This is a genomic window from Sphingobacterium sp. UBA5670 (assembly GCF_002420705.1).
GTDB lineage: Bacteria > Bacteroidota > Bacteroidia > Sphingobacteriales > Sphingobacteriaceae > Sphingobacterium.
The window spans coordinates 240,102-264,402 of sequence record NZ_DIIM01000002.1 but is presented as its reverse complement, the minus strand read 5'-3'; the positions used below and the strand labels follow the sequence as shown (position 1 = coordinate 264,402).

Sequence of the window (24,301 nt, the reverse complement as noted above, 5' to 3'; positions counted from 1 at the left end):
AATTTAAGTAGGTCACCATTTTAACAATACCCGCTGTGCTGAAAAACCGGGACCAAAACTAAGCATCAACCCATATTCTCCAGCTTGTGGCTGATGCTTCATGATGCGTTCAAGAACATAAAGTACGGTAGCACTCGACATATTGCCATACTGTGCAAGCACTGCCTTAGTGTCTTTGATATCTTTACCAAACTCGGCAAAAATCTGCTCGATCGTCGCCACAATCTTCTTACCTCCAGGATGAAAAATCATGTGATTGATATCTTTGATTTCCAAACCATTCTTTTTCAAAAATGGATGTATCACATCTGCAAAATGCGACGCGATAACATTGGGGACATCAACATCCAATATCATCTTCATGCCACTGTTGGTCAGCTTAAAACCCATGATATCTTCTGTATCATAAAAATGATACATCTGCTGGTCAAGAATTTCTGGTCCGCAATCCTCTTCATGCGATGAAAGCAGGCTGCAGGCTGCACCATCTCCAAAGATGGCCGCACTGACCATATTTGACATGGAGAAGTCCTCCAGCTGAAAAGTAGCTGTTGGGGCCTCCACCGCAATTACCGCAGCGCGTTTACCCGGATTGGCCTGTAAGAAATTCTTAGCGTAGATAACACCTGAAACACCAGCAACACATCCCATTTCTGTAACTGGCAGCCTGACAATATCCTGCCGGAGTTTCATTTTATTAATTAAATATCCGTCTAGTGACGGTATCATAATTCCCGTGCAACTCACCGTTATAATATAGTCTAAGGAATGCGGGTCCCAGGCTGCTTTCTCAAGTGCTTTACGCAGCACTTTCTCCCCTAACTCGATCGCTTCACGGCAATAAATATTATTTTTTTCTTCAAAGGATGTCACCGTAAATACTTCGATGGGATCCATGATAGCATAGCGTCTTTCCACAGCAGAGCCTTCAAAAAGTTTTTTTATCTTTTTTACAAAACGAGGTTCCTGTCCTCTAAGCCAAATATCCAATAACGGAAGAACCTCATCGGTAGTACAGGAATATTTAGGCAGTTGCTTAGCAACGGTAATTATCTTAACGCTCATATATTGGAAATTATCCACTGATAACGAAAAGCCCATTTCCATTGAATGGTATAACTTTTCAATTGCAATGTTTTCGAGAATTGTTCTAACTCATATTTTTTAAACCCGCGCATTATGGATATAAGTCCATCCGCCCTTGTCATTTTATTTAACCTAAAAAAAACACCTATGGCTTGAAAAAGACGATAGGCGACTTTGCTCCTTTGCAGGTCGTTGATAACGATTCCCAAATTTGAAATCTTGATGAGACTGTCTATCAATTCAATAATTTTTTCATTATCAAAATGATGAATGGTTAGCGTACACAGCACAATATCATAACTGTTATTTTCAAAATCTGTGTCGAATATATCTGCACACAAATAGGATACATTACTGTAATCTTTTGACAGAGACTGCGCATAATTTACTGTATATTGATTAGCATCTACACCCAATAGATTCAGATTGATCTTATTTTTATAGCCATAATCACTCAGCATACGAAGCATGTCTCCATTACCGCATCCGATATCAATAATTGAAATTGACTTGCTCTTATCGGCACCAGAAAGAAGTTTCTTGACACCATCCAAGGTGATGCTATTTCCACCTAAAAACTGGTTGATCTTTGAAATCCCATCCAATGTGACACGAAGTTCTTCACCCGCAAGCAGGAAATCATCCATGATCTCAATCTCCCCTGTTCTATGTTTCGTGTTTATAGACATTTTATTGTGTTTGCATTTCCATGAGTTTGTTTGATAATCCAGATCAAAATTTTCGGAAAAAGGCCCCCGATCTTCATCAGTATTGCCGCGCCAAATTCATAACGTAATATACTAGACAGCATCCGCCCGAACAATAAGCGCCTTCCAAAAGCTTGTTTCCAGCGATTGACATACATTACTTCCAATTGTCGACGGGATTCAATTTTACGGCTATGGTAATCCAAAACAAGTTCCGAAGCTAACTTTGCACTATGTATCGCTATAGCCATTCCATTTCCACAGAACGGATGGATAAGGCCAGCTGTATCACCGACCATGAGGATATGGTTTTCTACCGATTTTTTTTTATCAAAAGAAAATTGACTTATCGTAATCGGCTTATCAAAAAGCATCGTGCTCTTTTCAAAAAAACACTTTAGATATCTATTTTTAGACAGGACGTACTTTTGATACGCTTCGATGTTCCTATATTTTTTAAACGTTTTTACATCGGCCAAATAACAGACATTTATCTTGTTATCTTCAACTTTGGAAATGCCACAGTAGCCACCTTCAAAGTTATGTAAGGCGATGAGGTTGTCAGGAAAATCACCCGAATAATGAGCTTTTACAGCCATCCAAATGGAGGGTGTCTTCATGAAATCCCGTGACAACAATTGATCGATATTACTGCGTTTGCCATAAGCTCCCAATACAATCTTTGCGTTTAACTTCTGCCCCTGAAACGAAACAGCAAATGTATCATCGCTGAAGGAAATTCCGGTAACAGTTGCAATTACGATTGTACAGCCACTATCTTTTACCTTTTTATAGAGCAATTCATCCAAGCAATAGCGACTTACACCAATGCCACCCAATGGTAATCTGATCTTATCGGATTGCCCATGTTGGGTCGTATATTGTAATTCTTCAAGATGTGTGGCGCGCAAAGTATTCACATCAACTTTAAGCCAGTCCAAATAGGGTAAAATCTCATTGGAGAGGTATTCCCCGCAAACTTTATGATGTGGGTAATCATGTTTTTCGATTAATGTTACCTTCAATCCTTTTTTGGACAAATGCAATGCACTTGTAAGCCCAGCTAAACCACCGCCTATTATAATTACATCAGGATTTATTTCCATATAAGCAAATTTGCTCTGCGTTAGTAATCTTCAAAATATCGTTAGGAAACACCGCACAGGCCATGATTGATGGGGCTGCTTTCTACCAGTCTTTTTGATAACAGATCCTGTCGATAAATAGTTTTACCCTCCCCATAAAATAAAAAAGACGCATTACAAAATTTCTCGATTATTTTGCGCTTGATCCATAAATAGCTTATCAAGAAAAAGGTATCGGTCCCGAAACTCTTCAGCAGATGTTTTCACATCGACGTTTAAATTAATAATGTTCATACGCTTATCTTTCGCTGTTGTTTTCGGCCATAGAGAAAGCCCCTTTCCATTTGGATCACCAGTCTTAATGAAATTGACAAAGTAATTCTGCCCCAGTCTGGAGACCTTATAATCATCCTCTGTCCAGGCAAAAACATCGTTGCTCCTAAGATTACCCAATAAATATTCGATATCACTGGCATGGAAAGCGCCAGGTAAAGGCTCGGGCATTTTACTTTTGGGCTGTTTTTCTGACTTTTTACTAATTCCTCCCGCAAGTCCAGTCTGTACATCGCTATACGCCGGTTGCATGGCTGGCCGTGGTTTACTGAATATATAGACAAATACAGGCTGACCACTATTTTCCCGTTGCAGATCCAACCATTTCCAGGTACTATAGACTATAAAATTATCACTGGCCAATGCTGTAGACGATCGAATGACTTCCATCTCCGTTTTTCCGGGATATAATTTCAGAACTTCATCGGCTTTACCTTCATATTGCGTCCTGACCAACTTTTCATAATTCTCTGGAGAGGGGAAAGATTTCCCCATATAGGCGGTATATGGTGCTTCGGTCGAAGTCCAGCCTGCGAGTAGAGGCACTTTAGACTGTTCGCCAGCTTCAAAAATCGCGAGCGGAGATTTCGGCAAGAAATACCCATCAACGATCAACCGGGTAGCGAATGCCCCAGGCTCACTGGCTTTATCAAGAAGTTCAGATGCAGGTATCTCACGCAGTTTATCGAGCTCTCTGGCATTTACACGATCTGCAAATCTAATCCCTTGCTGTTCTTGTTCCGCAAGAGAAACAGTGCCATATCGCAGATTAAAGACACTTCCACTTTGACCAATAGCACGCTTAAACAATCCTTTGGATAACGGACTGGCCATCTGTGCGGAGACGGACATACTACCCGCCGACTCCCCTCCAATGGTTACCGCTTCAGGATCTCCACCAAATGCAGCAATATTTTTTTTAACCCACAACAAGGCAGCATGCTGGTCCAAAAGACCATAATTTCCAGATGCATGTTGAGGAGATTCTTTGGTTAATGCTGGATGTGCAAAGAAGCCAAAAATACCAAGACGATAATTGACTGTAACAACGATAAGTCCTTCTTTTGCAAAGCTTTCCCCATCGTAACGATTTTCCGATCCATCACCAGCATTGAAACCTCCACCATAAAAGTAAACCAATACAGGAAGTTTACTAGCAGATCCGGCTGTCTGGGGACGCCACACATTCAGATAGAGACAATCTTCACTGATTCCGGGCGAACGAAATCTCATATCTCCATAGATAGGCTTTTGCATAGGGGAGCTGCCAAAATGATCTGCTTTACGAATACCGCTCCAAGGCACCACCGCTTGCGGTTCTTTCCATCTCAGATCACCAACAGGTGGCTTTGCAAATGGAATCCCTCGAAAAGATTGTACCCCGCTTGACAGGGTAATCCCTTCCAATACGCCCGCTTCAACCTTTACCTGAGGTGCTTGTGCAAAAACATATGATGCAATAAAAAAAACGATAGTAGTAAAAAAGATCTTTTTCATCATGAGGGTCTATTAATTCTATTTTTATTCTTCTTTCAGTTAAAATACTAAATAAAATCCATAGAACGACGGCCGGCTCATTTTTTACAGCAGAAAATAAGATCAATCACTGGACAACATAAATGAACACTGCGATAGCCTAATTGGTAAACCAGACAAAAAGTAAAATCAACCATTGCGCAACGATACAAATCCAAAATGGTCTGCTGCTTGGTGTCGTCAGTATCTCGAGTACTTGAATAAATTTTGACTTTAAAATAGTATAGAAACTCTCGTTATGATCCAAATCAAGGGTCTCAAACTTCACTTTATTCAAACCAAAAACAAGAATCCGCTTGACCCAAGGATTCTCTATCTGGGTATTTTTTACATCATTGATCAATTTAAGTTTTGCGAACGTGTAATCAGCGGCATTTTGTATTACATCGGGTTGATTCGATTGAAAAATCAATAAAACCTTATCAAAGGCTGGAAGGATAAGGTCATCCTGCCTTTCTTCAACAACGATGCTCGCAATCTTTGAAAATACATATCTGTTGCTAAAAAGAAAGAGCAATACAGGCAACAAAATCAACCCTATTAACCAAATAAATTTACCGGCGGTTTGCGCGTGATTGATCATTGAAAAGAAAGCATCATGACTGTTCTTTAATTGAAAACTCCCAATTATGAGATATAATAGAGTGGAAACAATGGCTACCAGATAATACTTGACCAAAGTCTTTGTTCCCAGTACGCCCAATTTTTTTAAATAAGATAATTGTGTTTTCATCATGTTAAAATTAATTACCCTAATTTAGAATTATTCTCCAAAAATTGAACCATAGGATCAATTCCCGAATAGTTTCATTTTAAATTCGCTGTGGAAGAATTTTTATTCGTCGCCCGGTTCTTCGGTCAGGTTCACCGCTGGGCTAAAATTAGGCATAGCATCACACATCCAGACTATATCCGTCGATCAATATTTAAAAAAAATATTGCGTAGCTAAATAACTACACGTATATTAGTAGTCAAATGACTTCACTATGAATTTAAGACGAGACGTATTCCAGGCTATAGCAGACCCCACCAGAAGAGCAATCTTGCTTCTTTTGGCATCCCAAGCGATGACTGCAGGGGCTATCGCAGCCAATTTCAACACAGCAAGACCGACGGTTTCAAAACATCTGCAGATATTGACAGAATGTGAATTATTAAAATCCCAACAAAATGGGCGCGAGATATACTATCAGCTTAACCCTCCAAAAATGAAAGAAATAGCCGATTTTATCGAACCGTTCCGCCAGATGTGGGACGACAGATTCAACAAATTGGAAGCTATTATGAAAAACTACAAGAACAAATAAAATGGAAGCAAAAACCAATGTCCAGGCCACGGACAATAAACAGGAAATAGTGATCACAAGAGAATTCGATTTACCTTTGGAGCTCCTCTTCAAAGCCTATGAGGACCCCGAAATCTTCGAACAGTGGATGGGAACCAAAGTGTTAAAATTAGAAAATAGAAAGCATGGCTCTTATGCATTCGAAACATCTCACAATGGAACTGTTATGTTCAGCGCAAATGGGACGATACATGAATTTCTGCCCAATCAACGCATTACCAGAACTTTCGAAATGGAGAACTCTCCATTTCCCGTGCAGTTGGAATATCTAACTTTTGAAAAAATAAATGAAGAGCGGAGCAGGCTGCAAATACAGATCGTATTTCAGTCGGTAGAATTTCGTAACCAGCTCTTACAGATGCCCTTCGCACAAGGCATTAATATGGCTCACAACAGATTGCAGGAAATCGTTTCTAAACTTACTTAAACCGAATTTTATGAACTTAAAAGCAGCACATTTTTTCGAAAATGCAAAAAAATGGAAGGAAGAATTCATCCTTTTGAGAGAAATTATTTGTGAAAACCAAGTACTTGAGGAGGATTATAAGTGGATGCATCCCTGCTATACCTTCCAGGACAAAAATGTTGTATTGATCCATGGATTTAAAGAATACTGTGCCCTCCTTTTTCACAAAGGCGCATTACTAAAAGATCCAAAAAATATGCTGATCCAACAGACCGAAAATGTTCAATCAGCTAGACAGATACGGTTCACAAATAGCGGGCAAATTGAAGCGTCAAGAGAGGCTATAGCGGAATATATCCGTGAAGCGATAGAGATTGAAAAATCCGGCAAAAAAGTTGAAATGCGAAAGACTGCAGACTATCCTGTACCCCAAGAATTTACCCGTGCACTTCATGAAGACCCTTTACTTCAAGTAGCCTTTCAATCACTGACTCCAGGTCGGCAAAAAGCTTATCTTTTCTACTTTAATCAGGCAAAGCAGGTTAAAACACGTGAGGCTAGAATCGAAAAATATTACCAGCATATCCTAGATGGAAAAGGTATCGATGACTAACATATTTATTACAGTGTATACGGTGTATATTTGTCGATAAAGAGTAGATTTGTCTAAATCAAAATAGACAGAACTAAACTAGGACGAACGAAACATCTATCGAAACAATAGAATGTAGACAATTCGTCATCTTATTATATAGCTGAATTTACATGAATAAAAAATTGTTATTGCTCATCTGCGGCTTACTGCCAATCATTTCAAAGGCTCAGAAAAAAAATATTGCACCCCGACGTCCGAATATCGTTTTCATCCTGACAGACGATTTTACGGCCCAAGCTTGGGGAGTTTATGGCGGGATCTTAAAGGATGTTGTCAAGAATCCCAACATTGAAACATTGGCGAGTCAAGGCGCTGTACTCACTAATACATTTTGCACCAATTCAATCTGTACACCTAGCCGCGCAACCATACTCACAGGACAATACAGTAACAAAAACCAAGTCTACACACTTGAAGATGCACTGGATCCCGAAAAAGAAAATATCGCAAAAGATCTCCACAATGCAGGCTACCAAACTGCTGTTTTTGGAAAATGGCATCTAAAAAAAAGACCTAGTGGATTTGACGATTTTAAAGTCCTCCCTGGCCACGGAGTTTATCATAATCCGACTTACCTCTCCAAAGATAACTGGAATGATAAAGAAGAAGCGGGAACACCTTACCAAGGCTACGTGGATGATATCACAACAGAATTGAGCCTTGACTGGATAAAATCGCGCAACCCAGACAAGCCGTTCTTTCTGATGTGTCATTACAAAGCTACACATGAACCTTTTGATTTTGCCGATAGATTCAAAGACTACTATAATGACGTTGAGTTTCCTTATCCACCGACCTTTTTGGATTCAGGTGCCATTACTACGGGACGTTCTTTTGAAGGCCAGCCATTGGAGGAACTTGGTCATCGTTATGAGCAAGCTTCTGTAGGCCCTTTTTGGACATCCTACCCTGAGCTACCATTCTCCACAAAAGGGATGGCCCCCTTAGAAGCTCGCAAAAAGATATATCAAAAATTCATCAAAGATTATCTACGTTGTGTTGCTGGAATCGATGATAATTTAGGGAAAATTATGCGTTATCTTAAAGCGGCAGATTTAGATGAAAATACCGTCGTCATCTTAGCTTCCGATCAAGGGTATTTTCTGGGTGAGCATAATTTTATGGATAAGCGCTTAATGTACGAAGAGTCATTGCGCATGCCTTTCGTCATCAGCTATCCAAAAGAAATCAAAGCCGGTAGTAAATTAGATGACATGATTCTAAATATCGATTTCGCGGCGCTGTTTGCAGACTACGCCGGCATTAAAAAACCAGCTTACATCCAAGGCAAAAGCTTTCGGAATAACCTCAGAGGAAATACATCCAAAGACTGGCGGTCCGCCATGTATTACCGTTACTGGCAGCATGCTCCAATACGCCCTGCCCATCTTGGAGTCCGTGACGAACGCTACAAACTGATCTATTTTTATGGACAGCCTTTAGAAATGACTGGCAGCGATTCAAAAACAACAGCTCCAGCATGGGAATTCTACGATTTACAGCAGGATCCCATGGAAACGCACAATGCTATTCTGGACAAAAAATATGTCAAAGAAATTGCTAGGTTAAAGAAAAAACTAACCAAACTTAAAGCGGAAGCGGGGGACGATGATCAGACAAGACCAGCTTTTCAGCAATTACTCAAAAAGGAAGATTTAATTGACAAATAATTACTGAACAACTCCAACACAGATAAATATCGCCGTATGTTGGGTAACGGGTAAAATGACATAGAAGGAACCGAAGTACATCCGGCAGCACAATTATAGATAAAACAAAATGTCTCGATTTGATCGAGACATTTTGTTTTTTAATCACTATTAAACAGCTGTATAACCACCGTCAACTAAATAATAACCTCCAGTCATAAACGACGATTTGTCCGAACTTAAAAAAAGAACCAATTCAGCCACTTCTTCTGCTTTTCCCAAACGTCCAATGGGATGCTTACTGATTAATGCATTAACATGTTCTTTATCCAGTTTAGCTAATAAGGGGGTATCGATATAACCTGGTCCGACTGCATTGCAACGGATATTTTTTTGACCATATTCTGCACCAATATTTTTCGTCAAACCCACCACTGCATGTTTTGCTGAAGTGTAGGCACTCGATAGAGGAGCCGCAACAGTACCATGAATGGAAGCCATGTTGACGATAACACCGCCGCCATTCTTTTCCATCGCTTCTATTTGATACTTACAGCCATAAAAAACACCATTGAAATTAATATCAATCACTTTTTTCCAACCATCTAAACTATAGTCTCCCGTCAATGCAGCTTCTCCTCCGATCCCAGCATTGTTACATGCGATATCAAGTCTACCAAATGTTTTAACCGCAAATCCAACCAACGCTTCATTATCAGCCGGGGATGAACTATCTGCTTTAAAAAATGCTGCTTCTCCACCTAGAGATTCGATTTGTTTTACGGTTTCATGCCCCGCTTGCTCGTTGATATCCGAGACAATGACTTTTGCACCTTCCTTGCCATAAGCCAATGCAACAGCCAGCCCGATTCCCGAACCAGCCCCTGTTACTAAAGCTACTTTATCTGCTAAAATTTTCATATGATATAAATTTTATGATAATTACAATTTACTAAAAGCAAAGGTGAATAGGTAGGCAAAGACCATTTACTTTATTTAAAACGAAACTAAGATGACATTTCTCAATTTTGTAGCTGCGGATATTTTTTGTACAATCTATCCAAGAAGAAACGCCCCATTAATTGAAGTCTGGCCTGTGTTTCAAACATCCCTGCACCAGGAGAAATAATACCATGTGGCATGCGCTGTACAGTACCGTAATAAATAATATCAAGTCCATTTCCGTTAACTTCAAGATGCATTTTCTTCGGCTTTAATCCCATAACAGAGCCCATACGTGTCACTTTTTCAGAATTGCTGATCTGTGCTGGTCTCGCATCAAGTAAAGTTGCCTGATCGAAAACCAAATGATCCCTTGCTTCGCCATCATCAAAAAACACATAATGTAACTCATTATTGCTGAGCACCAGATAAGAAGCATTATCCCGTTCGCTATAACGAGCCTTTACCCCTACAGCTGCCCAGGCAACAGTCTTCGCGGCAGTCGCTGCAGCCGAAGCAACTTTGTCCCCCACCGTTGCAATATACGCGCACTGCGTAAAGGCATCAATGGGAGCGCCATTCATTTGTTTCCTTAATGCGTTAAATTCATCATTTAACAAGTCATCCTTTACTGCTGGCGCCAAGGAAATCCCAGATTCTCCTTCATACTTTTTGGCCGTCTCTTTTTGCTTCTTCATCATCATAAGAGAAATGAATACGCAAACAACAACGATCACAGCAAAAATACCAATGTACAACATCATAAAATAAAAATTTAGAAAGGGTTTATAATTTCATAAAAAATCCAGAAAGTGGATAACATAATTAAGTTTCCACTCTCTGGATTGGTCGGTTGCAAAAATTTTGCCAGACTAAAGAATTTTATCCGGATAGTGAATATTATTTAAAGCAGTTTGGTGCATATCCACCCAAATATCGGTATTTGACTGATTTACAAGCCAGTTGGGAGAGCTACGCATATCAGCATCCTGATCGTTATTATAGACAGATGGAAAATCGGACTCTCTGGCTCTAAGCAAAATGACAATTGTACCAGGCATCAATAATGGAATATCGCCTAAGACGAGATTATAAAATCCATCTTCCAGCAATTGTGGATTAAAACGCTGTAAACTATCATAACTTCGTTCCAATTTACCGATCAGTTTTTCCAGCTCATGGGGGTAATGGGCCTCCACATAAGACTCAAACAGGCCGGAGCCCTTATTATAGGATCCTGATTTCATCAGGTTTAGCGCTTCATTTCTATAAACCTGCAACCAGCGATCCGAAGCCAGATCATGATATTCTGCATCCGCATGTTTACCATCACGTTGCAAAGCCCAAATCTTCAGTTGCTTGAGCCGTTCTGTTTCCTCCAATCCATTTTTCTCCATCCTACTATCCCTCCCGTTCGTTGAGCTCCAATTGCAATAAAATATCGCGTTTCTTACCTTCAATCAAAGACAAATTGCCGGCAACAAAAACACCTTTCTGTCCCGAATTTTTGCTAATTCCATATACAGATGATTCATCGCCGGGATCTGACTCACCTTCATAGCGAAATAGGTAATCAATCCTGTATTGATCCGCGTTAGCCAGCAAATCGTCAAATTCAATGTTGTAGTCAATTGTATAGCCCAAATTGTTTAACTTTTCCAACGCAACACTTGCAGATGAGTACCCATGCATTCTTTCCATAGTTGATTATTCTAAATCCGATCCAAATTCTATTTTTTTATTATAAAACGATTGGCGAAAGAGTTTTGTTTTCCACAATTTGAAATAGTTTATTCAAAATCATATTTCTATTTTTGTGCTACCAAACACGATAATATATGGCAAATCTAGAAGCACCTGCTTATCAGCATACTCCCCAACTAGCATTTCAACGATTACTCGACGTCTTATATACTTTAAGAACTGAATGTCCATGGGATAAAAAACAAACCATGGAATCCCTTCGACATCTGACCATGGAGGAAATGTATGAATTGACAGATGCCATCTTAGAGAAAGATTACCCCGAAATAAAGAAAGAACTTGGCGATGTATTGATGCACCTTGTATTCTATGCACGCATTGCGGAGGAAGAGGGACAGTTCAATATCGTAGATGTGCTCAATGCAATCTGTGATAAATTGATTACGCGTCATCCCCACATCTACTCCGATACCAATGCTGACACAGAAGACCAAGTTAAATCCAATTGGGAGACCATTAAACTCAAAGAAGGTAACAAGTCTGTTTTGTCTGGCGTGCCAAAAGGACTACCCGCTTTAGTCAAGGCCTATCGTATCCAAGATAAGGTTCGTGGTGTTGGGTTCGACTGGGAAGACAAGAAACAAGTCTGGGAAAAAGTAGAGGAAGAACTTGCTGAATTTAAAGCTGAATTTAATATAGAGACTGCCGCTCCAATCGATCAGGAAAAAGCGGAAGGTGAATTTGGCGACCTTTTATTCTCATTGATAAATTATGCACGGCATATTGGCATAAACCCCGAAAATGCGCTCGAACGAACCAACAAAAAATTCATTGAGCGATTTAGCTATTTGGAGCAAAAAGCAGCTGCAAATAATCAACAGTTGCAGGAAATGAGTTTAGAAGAAATGGACGTTTATTGGAATGAAGCTAAAAAAATTAAAAAATAAAGCCACTCCCAAAAAGGAAATCAACAACGGAATTTAATTCGACTTTGTCAAATTTATACGTAAATTCGCAGGAATATGGAAACAGTTGTTAGCGGTATCAGAAGTACCGGAAAATTACATTTAGGAAATTACTACGGCGCATTGAGCAATTTTGTGAAAATGCAAAATGAATATAATTGCTTTTTTTTCATTGCAGACTTACATTCACTGACGACGCACCCCACCCCGCACGGCCTTCAGGGAACAGTTCGCCAAGTTATTGTCGAATATTTAGCAGCAGGAATAGACCCAGAAAAATCGACAATTTACGTTCAATCAGACGTTCCAGAAGTTGCTGAACTCTATCTTTACATGAATATGAACGCCTATCTTGGAGAACTTGAACGGGCTACTGCGTTTAAAGACAAAGTCAGAAGCAATCCCGATAATGTCAACGCAGGATTATTGACCTATCCGGTCCTGATGGCCTGTGATATATTGATTCATCATGGCACAAAGGTTCCTGTAGGTAAGGATCAGGAACAACATCTGGAAATGACAAGAACTTTTGGCAATCGATTCAATCGCTTGTATAACGTGGATTATTTCAAGGAAGCATTCGCCTTCTCCTATTCAGATAAATTAGTTAAAGTTCCGGGGCTAGCAGGCCAAGGGAAAATGGGTAAGTCAAACGGCGAAGCAGATTGTATTTATCTCTCGGACAGTGAAACAGTAATCCGCAAAAAAGTAATGCGTGCAGTGTCCGATTCCGGACCAACTGAAATGAATCAGCCAAAACCCGAAGCCATTCAAAATCTCTTTGATTTGATGAAAGTCGTATCGACCCCTGATACACTGCAACATTTTGACGATCTCTATAATAAATGTGAAATTCGTTATGGCGATTTTAAGAAGCAATTGGCAGAAGATATGGTATTGGCGACAAATGATGTGCGTTTACGAATTGAAGATATTTCAAATGACGATGCGTACATTGCAAAAGTTGCGAAAATGGGTGCTGAAAAGGCTAGCGAATCTGCCCGAAAAACGCTGAAAGAGGTTCGAGAGATAATTGGTATTAAAAGATTTTATTAAGCTAGAAATAATATGCATATAGCTATCGTTGGAAATATAGGTGCCGGAAAAACGACATTAACAGAGTTGTTGGCCAGCCACTTCAAATTTGAACCTCAGTTTGAAGCTGTAGACAACAACCCTTATCTGGAAGATTTTTATTCAGACATGAAACGCTGGGCATTCAATCTTCAGATTTTTTTCCTAAACAGTCGCTTTAGACATATTGTAAAATTACAGGAAACAGGCATCGATATGATTCAAGATCGTACCATCTATGAAGATGCGTATATTTTTGCCGAAAACTTGTATGATATGGGCTTAATGAGCGCGCGTGACTTTGAAAATTATAGTAATATTTTTCAAAGCATCATCCACTATATCAAACCACCGGATTTATTGATTTACCTCAAAGCATCCGTTCCTACTTTGGTTAATAATATTCAAAAAAGGGGCCGTGATTACGAATCAGCAATTCGCTTGGATTATTTATCGAAACTCAACGATAAATATGATAAATGGATCAATAATTACAAAGAAGGTAAAGTAATGGTTCTGGACAAAGACAATTTGGATTTCACAAAAAATCCAGAAGACCTCGGTGGTATCATTCAAAAAATCGAAGCCGAACTATTCGGGTTATTTGAATAATAACTAAATAAGAAAAGCCTGTAAATACCTTAATTTTACAGGCTTTTTGATAAACACGGATTCTCCCCAGCTATTGATAAAAATTAAAAGATGAAATTTTTAGGCATTATCCCCGCCAGATTTGCGTCGAGCAGATTCCCTGGAAAACCGCTGATCGACATCGAAGGAAAAACAATGATCCAAAGGGTCTATGAGCAGGTCAAAAAATCAACAAGATTAAACGAAGTCGTTGTCGCAACGGACGACCAGCGCATAGTCGACAATGTATTGTCTTTTGGAGGCAAAGTTGTCATGACTGCATCGCATCACCAATCTGGAACAGACCGCTGCGCTGAAGTTATAGCCCAAATGCCAGGTTATGATATTGCCATCAATATTCAGGGTGACGAACCTTTTATCAATCCGGCACAAATTGATCTATTAGCAACCTGCTTCGAAGTCCCGAATACACAAATTGCAACCTTAGTAAAGGAAATTACGCATGAAGAGGATCTATTCAATGTAAATATTCCTAAAGTTGTCAGAAACAATAAAGGAGAAGCAATTTACTTTAGCAGGCAGACAATCCCTTTTTTAAGAGGTGTAGAAAAAGAACAATGGTTACAAAAGCAAACATTCTATAAACATATCGGAATATATGCTTATCAGGTAGATACCTTAAAAGCACTGACACACCTTCCTATTTCCATGCTTGAAGAAGCAGAAGCATTGGAACAGCTACGCTGGTTGGAAAACGGTTACGCTATCAAAACAGCAATTACGAACCATGAAACTGTCGCTGTGGACACACGAGAAGACCTCGACAAAATACTAAAGCTATTTTTCAATAAATAGTGAAAATTACCGGTGTTCGGTGTAATATAACGACCGGACACCTTCTAATAGAACCTGTTTATCGGCATCACTTAGCTTAATTAGCTGATCTTTTGCCCTGATCAGTTCATCCAACTGCAATTTGGTACTTACACCAACTACAGCTGTGGCGACGGCTGGATTGGAAAGGACATATGAAAGTGCAATAATCATATTTTCTTTACCTATACGCTTAGAAAGATTCATTAAGTTTCTCACAATATGGGATACTTCACCCGAACTATATTGAAGAAATGGTTCTATAGCCTTATTGATGAGAAGGCCTTTTGCTAAAGCTCCGCGCACGACGATATTTACTCCTCTATCCACTAGCAAGCCACTGATTTCCTCTTCTGGCCGTCGATCCAGTAGACTGTATTGCATCATTACCGAAGCAATATCAGATTTGGCTAGAAATGCTTTGATGACATTCGGACGAATGGATGAAAGACCATAAGCACGGATTTTGCCTTGTTTCTTCAACAGTTCAAAAGCTTCAATAATTTCTTCTATCGGATCTTCTATCGTACCGCCATGTAGCTGATAAAGATCTATGTAATCCGTTTTTAAACGTGACAACGAACCTTCAACAGCCTTGATAATATAATCTTTAGAGGCCTTCCAATCCCAACCCGAACCATCTGCACGCCAAAGATTACCTACCTTTGAGGCCAGCACAATATGCTTGCGAAAGCTTTGCACACTCTCCCCGACGATCATCTCGTTTTGACCCTTATCATAGAGATCAGCCGTATCGAAGAAAGTGATCCCTTTCTCGTAAGCTTTTTGGATAATATCTTTGGATTGTTTGGACTGATTGCCTTTTAGCGACATGCAGCCCAAACCTATTTCCGAAACGATTAAGCTTGTATTTCCTAATTTACGTTGTTCCATCTGCACCAATATCAAGCAATTCTACCTCAAACACCAATGTGCTGTTTGCAGGAATTTCACCTGTTGCCCGTTCGCCATACGCTAATCTGCTTGGTATAAAAAATTTATACTTTGCACCTTTGGACATTAACGGGATTCCAATCTGCCAACCTTTGATCACCTGACCCAAGGATAGTTTCAATGGCTCCTTACGATCATATGAGCTATCAAATTGCTTTCCATTCAATAAGGTACCTTTATAATGCACAGTTACCTCATCGTCACTTTTTGGCTTTGGACCTTCGGTTTGATTTAAAACAAGATATTGAATTCCTTCAGTTGTAGATTTCATCCCAGCAACCTTTGCATTTTCGGCAAAAAATTTATCTTCTTCAGCCCGGCTCGCAGCCTCTTTTTTAGCACGAACGTCCATGATCGCCTGTTGGATAACAGCTCGTCCTTGGCCTTCTTCCAATAGAGACTTCTCTCCTTTCAAAACGTCCGAAATTGCTTTTGCAATAACATCTGCCTTCAAATAATCGATTTCAATAGATTTTAGTGAATTTCCGATATCAGCACCAAATGCATAAGACACGGAATCTGCCTTTGTTCGCAATTGATTTGTTGCATTTGATTTAGCTGCAACGACCTTCTTCTTCGCGGTCGTGCTCGACTTTTTTTGTTGGGCAAATCCTGTAACAGTTGTCAAGGATAATAGGGCTAATGCAATATACTTCATGTTTGTTTAACGGTGCTTCTGCACGATTTCATTTATAATTTCTTGCGTTATATTAGGGTAATCAACTTCAACCCTAGATTTACTGTTGAGCCAGGCTTCTATCGCCAGCATGTTTTTCTGTTTTAAGCTCGAAATTACAGGCACCCCCATTTCCTCCAAAGATGCAGCGTTCAAATGCTGTTCATATTGATTTTTCATCGGGATAACCAACAGTTTCTTTTTCAAATATAACGCTTCTGCCGGTGTTTCAAAACCTGCCCCACATAAAACTCCAGAAGAAGAGGCCATACTATCAATAAAAGATTGGTTATTGATCGGTTTGATAGTTACATTTTTCATTTCAAACGCCTTTGAATTATGTTTGCTAAATACATCCCACTTCACATCTGGAAACTTCATCAAATGCTTCAATAAATGGGCGTCGTCATACGCAGGGAGGTAAACAGTGTAATGACCTTGATCTGTTACGTTCAATTCGCGTACGGCATTACGAATCACCGGCGGATAAATATGCTTGGAGTAACGCTTGAAATGAAAGCCATAAGAATGTGTAGATGGCGCATAATTTTTCATAATAAATTTACCCAGCATATCACTCTCATCTGGCTTCGGGCTTGCAGGATCCAAGGCCGCTATCTGATGACTCAAACCAATGCACTCCAAATCTTTGGAGTGACAAGCCCAAGCAGAAATCGGCTCAAAATCATTGATCACGAGATCATAGTTTTCAATGGGTAAGCTCTTAATTTCATTGGTAAATTTACGGATCGTCGAACTCATAAAAGTTTTCCATAAATCTACCCCACCTGATTTACCAAAAATAAAACTCAAGCCATGAAAACGGTATTTCACTTCGAAGGGTAAAGATAAATCCGCCTGAATTCCACTCACCAATACATCTACTTCCCCTAACTCCCTCAAGCACGGAACAATATCCATCGCTCGGCTCAGATGCCCATTTCCTGTTCCTTGTACGGCATACAATATCTTCATAACGACTATATTTTGTGTCGGCAAATTAATCAATTTTAACGAGTATCAATATTATTTTATTGCTCACACATGTTAAGAAAATATAAATTAACATCAATAAGTAATTCCATTAATCTATTTTTAATTTTCCTTTATGTATATTTAATATCAACAATTAATTAATAGCCAGTTTGATACCATATGAAGTCTCTATTTTATTGGATGCTCGCCACAGCGGCCATATTAACGCTCACATCGTGGGGATTTTTTGCCCATAAAAAGATCAATCACTATGCCGTCTTCGCCCTTCCAGCAAAGCTGGCAAAATTCTATAAGGTCAATATAGACCTTATTACCGAAAAAGCGGTCGATCCAGACAAGCGTTGCTTCACGGATAGCGCTGAAGGTCCCAGACATTTTATCGATATTGATGACTATCGCGAAGACAGAATAATCGATTCGATTCCTATACATTGGTCACAGGTCAAAGAAAAATTTCAGGAAAAACAATTATTAAAGAATGGTATTGTCCCCTGGCAGATCAATCTTACCTATCAAAAGCTTGTTAAAGCTTTTCAAGCAAAAGATTATAAACGGATCATCAAACATTCAGCAGAACTTGGCCATTATATAGCAGATGCCCATGTACCGTTGCATACCACTAAAAATTACAATGGACAGCTGACAAATCAAATAGGTATACACGCATTCTGGGAAAGTCGCTTACCAGAAATGTTTTCCGAAAAATACAATCTCTTGGTTGGAAAAGCCTGCTATGTTAAGGATCCTTTGGCAGAAGCATGGCAAATCATCCGCGAAAGCAATCGCCTTGTCGATTCCGTCCTAAACATCGAAGCCAATCTCAATCGTCAGTTTAAAGCTTCTCAAAAGAAATCTTTTATTGAACGAAATAACCAACTGGTATGGACTTATTCAGACAACTACGCGATTGCTTATCATAAGACCATGAACGGCATGGTCGAAAGGAGAATGCAAAAAGCAATTTTACGTATTTCCTCCTATTGGTATTCTGCATGGATTGAATCTGGTCAACCTGACCTAAGCAACATTGAAAAAACAAAAATAATTGACAAGCAAGATCCCATTGATATAACTGGGAAAAAACCAATCGGCCGGGAAGAGTGGATGTAGATAAATAGCAATGTTCAGCCGGACTACTTACTATATTAATACCGGACTATTAGTTTTTTAATCAGCTAAGTTACTTTTGCAGCGTAAAAGCTATGAAAAAATCATGTTGAATAAAAAGATTACGTTAACCAAACTTGCAGTAGTGCTGAGTATAGGGGCTGCATCGGCACAGATCAAGGATACCACTGCCTTGAGCGAAGTCATTATTAATCAAAATCGCTTACAGATTCCTTTTTCCAAACAAAGCAAGAATATACAGATATTGACACAGGAAGATATTCAAAGACTCCCAAATCGATCAATTAACGAATTGCTTACTAATATCCCCGGAGTTGATGTTCGTCAACGTGGACCATTTGGCTCACAGGCTGATATTAGTATCGACGGTGGCTCTTTTGAACAAACCGCGATCCTACTCAACGGAGTTAAAATTACCGATCCACAGAGTGCCCATCACAACATGAATCTTCCCGTCCCACTCGAAGCCATCGAGCGGATCGAAATCATCAGAGGGCCAGCATCACGGATTTTCGGTATCAATGCCCTCACCGGCGCCATTAATATCGTAACAAAGAAAATTGAATCAAATCAGATTAGCGCCCAAGTATACAGCGGATCCTCATTCAAAGATAATGAACAGACGAGCACAGGGAAGTATTATGGTAAGGGGGTTCAGCTTGGATCACAATTCCGTACCAAGCAGACGAGCCACGGTTTATATTTTGGCCATGAAGACTCGAATGGACAACGTTACAATACAGCATCCAACAACAATAAACTCTATTATGACGGGACATACCAACCTAATGCGTCCAATATGGTACAAGCCAATGTGGGCTATATCAACAATCAATTTGGCGCCAACGGTTACTATGCCGCGCCGAACGACAAGGAGGCTTACGAGCAGGTTAAGACCGCTTTTGCTTCCCTGCAGTCCAAGCATCAATTAACATCGGCATTTTCGATCAGTCCACGTCTTAGTAATCGTTATAACGAAGATGAATATTGGTATTTAGGAAGGGAAACGACAAAAGGAAGAGCCAAACACTATAGTAATGTTTTTGGCGCAGAAATCAATGCTGCATTAGAGCAGCGTTATGGAACCTTCGGCCTAGGACTAGAAAGTAGGTTTGAACATATCAATAGCACCAGTATTGGCCGTCACGACCGCAAAAATTACGGCGGCTATCTTGAATTCAAAACGGAAGCGATCGAAAAACTGATGATCAATGCCGGAGCATATATCAATTATAACTCAAAATTTGGCTGGCAGGTATTTCCAGGTCTCGACTTAGGATACGATATTACTGAGCATTGGAAGATCGTCGTTAATGCAGGATCAAGCCAACGAGTCCCTTCTTTTACAGATCTTTACAATAATCAAACGGCTAACATCGGAAATCCAAACCTTACCTCCGAAAATGCCTATCAGATTGAGGGGGGGATCAAATATCTATCCAATCGGATTGTTGCCCAAGCGGGTTATTTCCACCGTAAAATAGACGATTTCATCGACTGGCAAAAAACCGATGCCAATGCCGCGCCCGGAGCAGTTATTCCTTGGCAGCCAACAAATATTGGGAAAAATAAAATCGATGGATTGAATGCATCTTTCCGATACAATATCAATGATCCCAGTGCCACGACACGCTATTTTACAACCCTTAGCTACAATTACCTCAAGCCTAGTGTAACGTTGGCTGATGGAGTATTGTCCAAATATGCAATAGAGAGCCTAAGACACCAAGTTATCATCAACTTTACAGTAAACCACAAAAATTGGATGTTAACCACTGCCAACCGTTTTAATGAACGTATAAGTTACAAATCTTATTTTATCGCAGATATAAGAGCGGCCTACCAATTCCATGACCTAAACATCTTTGCGGATGTGCAAAACATATTCGATAAGAGTTATATCGAAGCAGCCGCTGTTCCCATGCCGGGACGTTGGTTTAGCCTGGGGGCAAAATACAAACTAAATTACTAAATCCAATAAAGAGTAAAATTAGTTGGCTACACATTTTGCCATTCGCAATAAAAAAACCCCAAATGGTCATTCCATTTGGGGTTTTTCATGGTACGCTCATTATTCAGGCGCTTACTTCTTTTTTAAACTGACAACCATAGCTTACTATTTCTTCGGAAGAACCGATAAAATCCCGCCGATTAAATGTTTTTGAAATTCAGGCTCATCATAAGACTCCTCGGTGTGGCCTAGACCTGTATAAAATACTTTGCCACCATCATAGTTCTGCGTCCAGGAAATCGGATGTTGATCACCCATTTTTCCACCTTGGTAGCTTTTTTCATCTAAATTCATTAAAACATGCAATCCCTCTTTCACATCCTTGAAATTATACCATTCATCCTTGTGCCACCAAATCGGATCAAGATGTTTCGTAGCAGCATGTTTTCTATCCAGTACATCAATTTTAGCCTTTTGCACAGCAGGATGAGATGAAAAATATGCACCAACCAGACCATTATACCAAGGCCAATCAAACTCAGTATCCGTCGCAGCGTGGATGCCCACAAATCCCTTACCTGATTGTATATACCGCACAAAGGCTTCTTGTTGTGCACCATCAAGGATATCGCCGGTCGTGCTCAGAAAAATAATAGCGTCGTATTTTTTTAATCCCTGGTCTGTAAATAAAGCCGCATCCTCAGAATGATCAGACTTTATCTTTTCCTTATCGAGTAATTGTTTGAGCACCTCCGCTCCTTTTTCAATACTACCGTGTCTAAACCCTTTTGTTTTACTAAAGATCAGTACTTGTTTTTGCGCGTTAACTGCAATTGATACCCCAAAGAGGAGCAACAGAAAAATGAAGATTCTATTCATGATATAAATGGTTATAATGATTTAAGTTTAGGTTTGCGATTTCCAGCAACAATATTATGCTAAAAATTGAAAGTAGAAAATGCCCTATATTCTCCCGCTATAGGACATTTCCCTTATTTTATGAAGTAATTAACTCCCGATAAAAATCAAGACTTTCTATAATGTCATCTTCGGACACATAGATATCATATTGACAGCTGCCAATTTGATTAAGCAGCGCAAAACCAATCTGATTGGACAGGTTTTTCTTATCGTTCCGCATCAAATCTAACAGCGCAGTGTCAATAGAAGAATCAAACGTATAATCCTTAAAATATCTTCTGAACGTTTGGATCAGATCGTTTAATTCATCCAAGGACAGACCATTTAATTTATGCGACAGATACCCTTCACAAATCATTCCGGCCGCAATAGCTTCTCCATGTAACAAAGGAGAAGAATCATTCAGCAAAGAGTATCCTTCAATGGCATGACCAATGGTATGACCAAAGTTTAAAATTTTACGGAGCCCTTTCTCCTTAGGATCCTCAAGAATAACACGATTTTTGATCGAAACAGAGTGCTTAACCAAGGAATTATCGATTTGATCAATTTCAAGAGCCTTTACCTGCTCATAATAAGCGCGATCGAAAATAAGTCCATGTTTGATCACTTCCGCGAAACCTGAGATTAACTGACGTTGATCTAAGGTTTTCAAAAACTGACTTGAAATAAAAACGGCCTGTGGCTGTGCAAAAGTTCCAATAATATTTTTTACACTCCCCATGTCGATACCGGTCTTGCCTCCTACTGACGCGTCTACTTGAGACAATAATGTCGTTGGGATTTGGATAAAATCCATTCCTCTTTTGAAAGTAGATGCTGCAAATCCGCCCATATCTGTTACAACACCGCCCCCAAGATTGATCATCAACGAATGTCTATCGGCTCCAAAATCGAGCATATTATGCCATACGCCAATACAGAAATCAATATTTTTATTCTCCTCCCCCGGATCCACTTCAATGACATCATAATTCGCCAAATTGGGTAAGGCTTGCTGAAATAAAGGCAAACAATTATCTAAGGTATTGGTATCCACCAAAACGATGATCTTTGAGTAATTGCGCTCAGCTAAAAATGCCTCTAAAGAGGCCAAAGTATCATCAAAATATACCTGATAGCCCAAACTTTCTATGACTTCCATGCTACGATTCTTTAAGGTTTAAGTTTTCTATTTACCAATATTGTTTAATATTACACCAATTTTATTTGCATCCCATCAAATTCAACAACATCTCCTGGTCTTAATTTGAGTCTTTTCCGATAATCGACCTGCCCATTGTATTTCACATACCCTTCCGCCACAACCCATTGAGCCATAGCACCATGCTCAACCCAATTTAAAGCTTTAAGTAACTGTATAAGCTGTATGTATTCGCCCTCGATTTTAAATTCTTGCATTCCACAAAAATAGTGGTTTCACTGAGGAATACAAGAATAATCATCGTTTTAATGCTTAGTAAATTGCTACATTTGCCTTATTGCAAATAAAGATTATGATTGAGAATTCTGAGCCCAAGACATTATCCTTTGATAATACAGAGATTGCTTTTAAAAGTAAAAGTGATAAGGATTTGGAAAGAGCGTATTGGTTATTCAAAATAATAGCGAATAACTTCTTGACAAAGGTAGGTCCGTCGATGACCAACTTTGCACTGAACATAGGACTACCTATCCAAGGCATCATCCGTAAAACAATCTTCAAACATTTTTGTGGTGGAGAAACCATCGAGGGTTGCGAAACAGCCATCAACGAATTGGGAGAGAACGGTGTAGGCACAATATTGGACTATTCTGTTGAAGGAGAAGAAACTGAAACTGCATTTGACGCTTGTTGTAACGAAGTACTGCGTACCGTAGTTGCTGCCAGCAAAAACAAATACATTCCATTCTCCGTATTTAAACCAACAGGTTTGGGGCGATTTGAACTGTTTGAGAAGGTTAATGCCAAAGAGACGCTAACAGAAAGTGAGCAGGCAGAGTATCAACGTATGTTAGATCGTACAGACCGTATCTGCAAGGCCTGTCACGCTGCAGGTGTAAAAGTATTAGTCGATGCTGAACATTCATGGATTCAAGATGCTATCGATGACATTGCCCGCGAGATGATGGAAAAATACAATATGGAAAAACCAATTGTATATAATACATACCAATTGTACCGCAGTGATAAGTTAGCTTCTTTGAAAGCTGATTTTGAATATGCGAAAGTAAGAGGATTTCACATGGGAGCTAAAATCGTACGTGGTGCATATATGGAAATAGAACGTGCACGTGCAGCTCAAAAAGGTTATCCGGATCCGATCCAACCGAATAAAGAAGCGTCCGATAGAGATTACAATGAGGCCATTGAATTTATATTAGATCATTTGGACAACTTTGGACTTATGGCAGGTACTCATAATGAGGATAGCAGCATGCTATTGGCAAAAGAAATTGACAGACGTGGTATCGATAGATCCACTGATCGTATCTTCTTTGCCCAGCTATTGGGAATGTCTGACAATCTTAGCTTCAATTTAGCAGCGCACGGTTACAATGTAGCTAAATACATGCCTTATGGGCCGGTCAAGGCTGTTATGCCGTACCTTTTCCGTAGAGCACAAGAAAATACATCAGTCGCCGGAGCGACAGGTCGAGAGCTCGGGCTTTTGATTAAAGAAAAACAAAGAAGAAAAGCTAGTCGATAACGACTAGCTTTTTTTTATAGACAGCAAATATC

At 39.6% G+C, this 24,301-nt stretch carries 26 protein-coding genes; 11 read left to right on the top strand and 15 right to left on the bottom strand.

Features of this window, described 5'->3' with window-relative positions; translation table 11 throughout:
- Nucleotides 1-12 precede the first annotated feature (12 nt).
- The 5 genes from B3C94_RS02120 to B3C94_RS02100 form a co-directional block, all read right to left on the bottom strand.
- Entirely contained in the window at nt 13-1,065 is a 1,053-nt protein-coding gene (locus B3C94_RS02120) for a type III polyketide synthase (protein WP_293898235.1), read from the bottom strand.
- Nucleotides 1,062-1,775 carry a methyltransferase domain-containing protein gene (locus B3C94_RS02115; RefSeq protein ID WP_293898232.1) on the bottom strand — a complete coding sequence of 238 codons (714 nt, stop codon included), beginning with the start codon at nt 1,773-1,775 and terminating at the stop codon, nt 1,062-1,064. Before B3C94_RS02115 ends, B3C94_RS02120 begins: the two co-directional genes overlap by 4 nt.
- A complete protein-coding gene (locus tag B3C94_RS02110; RefSeq protein WP_293898229.1) occupies nt 1,766-2,899 on the bottom strand; it encodes an NAD(P)/FAD-dependent oxidoreductase in 1,134 nt (377 codons plus the stop codon). The genes B3C94_RS02115 and B3C94_RS02110 overlap by 10 nt, the downstream gene beginning before the upstream one ends.
- 153 nt (nt 2,900-3,052) lie before the next feature.
- Nucleotides 3,053-4,711, bottom strand: a complete 1,659-nt coding sequence (locus B3C94_RS02105; RefSeq protein WP_293898226.1) for a carboxylesterase/lipase family protein — start codon at nt 4,709-4,711, stop codon at nt 3,053-3,055.
- Between the two features lie 136 nt (nt 4,712-4,847).
- Nucleotides 4,848-5,483: a hypothetical protein gene (locus B3C94_RS02100; protein ID WP_293898223.1), complete on the bottom strand. Its 636-nt coding sequence runs from the start codon at nt 5,481-5,483 to the stop codon at nt 4,848-4,850.
- A gap of 251 nt (nt 5,484-5,734) precedes the next feature.
- On the opposite strand from B3C94_RS02100, the gene B3C94_RS02095 reads away from it, so the two are divergent.
- The 4 genes from B3C94_RS02095 (at nt 5,735) to B3C94_RS02080 (ending at nt 8,825) form a co-directional block, all read left to right on the top strand.
- Entirely contained in the window at nt 5,735-6,055 is a 321-nt protein-coding gene (locus B3C94_RS02095; RefSeq protein WP_293898220.1) for an ArsR/SmtB family transcription factor, read from the top strand.
- Between the two features lies 1 nt (nt 6,056).
- Nucleotides 6,057-6,521 (top strand): SRPBCC family protein, encoded by a 465-nt coding sequence (locus tag B3C94_RS02090; RefSeq protein ID WP_293898217.1) that lies wholly within the window; start codon nt 6,057-6,059, stop codon nt 6,519-6,521.
- Nucleotides 6,522-6,531: 10 nt separating this feature from the next.
- Nucleotides 6,532-7,113, top strand: coding sequence for a YdeI/OmpD-associated family protein (locus tag B3C94_RS02085; protein ID WP_293898214.1), 582 nt, complete (start codon nt 6,532-6,534; stop codon nt 7,111-7,113).
- 152 nt (nt 7,114-7,265) lie between these two features.
- Nucleotides 7,266-8,825 (top strand): sulfatase family protein, encoded by a 1,560-nt coding sequence (locus tag B3C94_RS02080; RefSeq protein WP_293898212.1) that lies wholly within the window; start codon nt 7,266-7,268, stop codon nt 8,823-8,825.
- A 150-nt stretch (nt 8,826-8,975) separates the two neighbouring features.
- Here B3C94_RS02080 and B3C94_RS02075 read toward each other — a convergent pair whose 3' ends face one another.
- From B3C94_RS02075 to B3C94_RS02060, 4 genes are all read right to left on the bottom strand, one after another.
- Nucleotides 8,976-9,725, bottom strand: coding sequence for an SDR family NAD(P)-dependent oxidoreductase (locus tag B3C94_RS02075; protein WP_293898209.1), 750 nt, complete (start codon nt 9,723-9,725; stop codon nt 8,976-8,978).
- 101 nt (nt 9,726-9,826) lie between these two features.
- Nucleotides 9,827-10,510, bottom strand: coding sequence for a hypothetical protein (locus tag B3C94_RS02070; RefSeq protein ID WP_293898206.1), 684 nt, complete (start codon nt 10,508-10,510; stop codon nt 9,827-9,829).
- 108 nt (nt 10,511-10,618) lie between these two features.
- Nucleotides 10,619-11,143 carry a hypothetical protein gene (locus tag B3C94_RS02065; protein WP_293898203.1) on the bottom strand — a complete coding sequence of 175 codons (525 nt, stop codon included), beginning with the start codon at nt 11,141-11,143 and terminating at the stop codon, nt 10,619-10,621.
- A gap of 4 nt (nt 11,144-11,147) precedes the next feature.
- Nucleotides 11,148-11,447, bottom strand: a complete 300-nt coding sequence (locus B3C94_RS02060) for a hypothetical protein (protein WP_293898200.1) — start codon at nt 11,445-11,447, stop codon at nt 11,148-11,150.
- 137 nt (nt 11,448-11,584) lie between these two features.
- Between B3C94_RS02060 and mazG the strand changes: the two genes are divergently transcribed.
- From mazG to kdsB, 4 genes are all read left to right on the top strand, one after another.
- Nucleotides 11,585-12,397 (top strand): nucleoside triphosphate pyrophosphohydrolase, encoded by an 813-nt coding sequence (gene mazG / locus B3C94_RS02055; protein ID WP_293898197.1) that lies wholly within the window; start codon nt 11,585-11,587, stop codon nt 12,395-12,397.
- Nucleotides 12,398-12,472: 75 nt separating this feature from the next.
- Nucleotides 12,473-13,471, top strand: coding sequence for a tryptophan--tRNA ligase (gene trpS / locus B3C94_RS02050; protein ID WP_293898194.1), 999 nt, complete (start codon nt 12,473-12,475; stop codon nt 13,469-13,471).
- Between the two features lie 12 nt (nt 13,472-13,483).
- Nucleotides 13,484-14,101 carry a deoxynucleoside kinase gene (locus B3C94_RS02045; protein ID WP_209575502.1) on the top strand — a complete coding sequence of 206 codons (618 nt, stop codon included), beginning with the start codon at nt 13,484-13,486 and terminating at the stop codon, nt 14,099-14,101.
- A 90-nt stretch (nt 14,102-14,191) separates the two neighbouring features.
- Nucleotides 14,192-14,935, top strand: a complete 744-nt coding sequence (gene kdsB / locus B3C94_RS02040) for a 3-deoxy-manno-octulosonate cytidylyltransferase (RefSeq protein ID WP_293898189.1) — start codon at nt 14,192-14,194, stop codon at nt 14,933-14,935.
- A gap of 6 nt (nt 14,936-14,941) precedes the next feature.
- Here the strand turns inward: kdsB and B3C94_RS02035 are convergent, their stop codons facing one another.
- Genes B3C94_RS02035 through B3C94_RS02025 form a run of 3 tightly spaced genes read right to left on the bottom strand, consistent with a single transcriptional unit; the run spans nt 14,942 to nt 17,558 of the window.
- Nucleotides 14,942-15,847 carry an aldo/keto reductase gene (locus B3C94_RS02035; RefSeq protein ID WP_293898186.1) on the bottom strand — a complete coding sequence of 302 codons (906 nt, stop codon included), beginning with the start codon at nt 15,845-15,847 and terminating at the stop codon, nt 14,942-14,944.
- Nucleotides 15,834-16,565 carry an FKBP-type peptidyl-prolyl cis-trans isomerase gene (locus B3C94_RS02030; RefSeq protein ID WP_293898183.1) on the bottom strand — a complete coding sequence of 244 codons (732 nt, stop codon included), beginning with the start codon at nt 16,563-16,565 and terminating at the stop codon, nt 15,834-15,836. Before B3C94_RS02030 ends, B3C94_RS02035 begins: the two co-directional genes overlap by 14 nt.
- 6 nt (nt 16,566-16,571) lie before the next feature.
- Complete coding sequence (locus tag B3C94_RS02025) at nt 16,572-17,558, bottom strand: glycosyltransferase family protein (RefSeq protein ID WP_293898180.1); 987 nt, start codon at nt 17,556-17,558, stop codon at nt 16,572-16,574.
- A 180-nt stretch (nt 17,559-17,738) separates the two neighbouring features.
- Here B3C94_RS02025 and B3C94_RS02020 point away from each other — a divergent pair, with 180 nt between their 5' ends.
- Together B3C94_RS02020 and B3C94_RS02015 are read left to right on the top strand one after the other, a co-directional pair.
- Nucleotides 17,739-18,689, top strand: a complete 951-nt coding sequence (locus B3C94_RS02020) for a zinc dependent phospholipase C family protein (protein WP_293898177.1) — start codon at nt 17,739-17,741, stop codon at nt 18,687-18,689.
- A 103-nt stretch (nt 18,690-18,792) separates the two neighbouring features.
- The gene (locus B3C94_RS02015; RefSeq protein WP_293898174.1) at nt 18,793-20,679 is read left to right on the top strand and encodes a TonB-dependent receptor plug domain-containing protein; all 1,887 of its coding nucleotides are present in this window, start codon (nt 18,793-18,795) and stop codon (nt 20,677-20,679) included.
- Between the two features lie 144 nt (nt 20,680-20,823).
- Here the strand turns inward: B3C94_RS02015 and B3C94_RS02010 are convergent, their stop codons facing one another.
- The 3 genes from B3C94_RS02010 to B3C94_RS02000 form a co-directional block, all read right to left on the bottom strand.
- Complete coding sequence (locus tag B3C94_RS02010) at nt 20,824-21,537, bottom strand: ThuA domain-containing protein (RefSeq protein WP_293898171.1); 714 nt, start codon at nt 21,535-21,537, stop codon at nt 20,824-20,826.
- 118 nt (nt 21,538-21,655) lie between these two features.
- Nucleotides 21,656-22,723: a 3-dehydroquinate synthase gene (gene aroB, locus B3C94_RS02005; protein WP_293898168.1), complete on the bottom strand. Its 1,068-nt coding sequence runs from the start codon at nt 22,721-22,723 to the stop codon at nt 21,656-21,658.
- A 50-nt stretch (nt 22,724-22,773) separates the two neighbouring features.
- Nucleotides 22,774-22,980 (bottom strand): RNA-binding S4 domain-containing protein, encoded by a 207-nt coding sequence (locus tag B3C94_RS02000; RefSeq protein ID WP_070568728.1) that lies wholly within the window; start codon nt 22,978-22,980, stop codon nt 22,774-22,776.
- A 95-nt stretch (nt 22,981-23,075) separates the two neighbouring features.
- On the opposite strand from B3C94_RS02000, the gene B3C94_RS01995 reads away from it, so the two are divergent.
- Complete coding sequence (locus B3C94_RS01995) at nt 23,076-24,269, top strand: proline dehydrogenase family protein (RefSeq protein ID WP_293898162.1); 1,194 nt, start codon at nt 23,076-23,078, stop codon at nt 24,267-24,269.
- Nucleotides 24,270-24,301 lie beyond the last annotated feature (32 nt).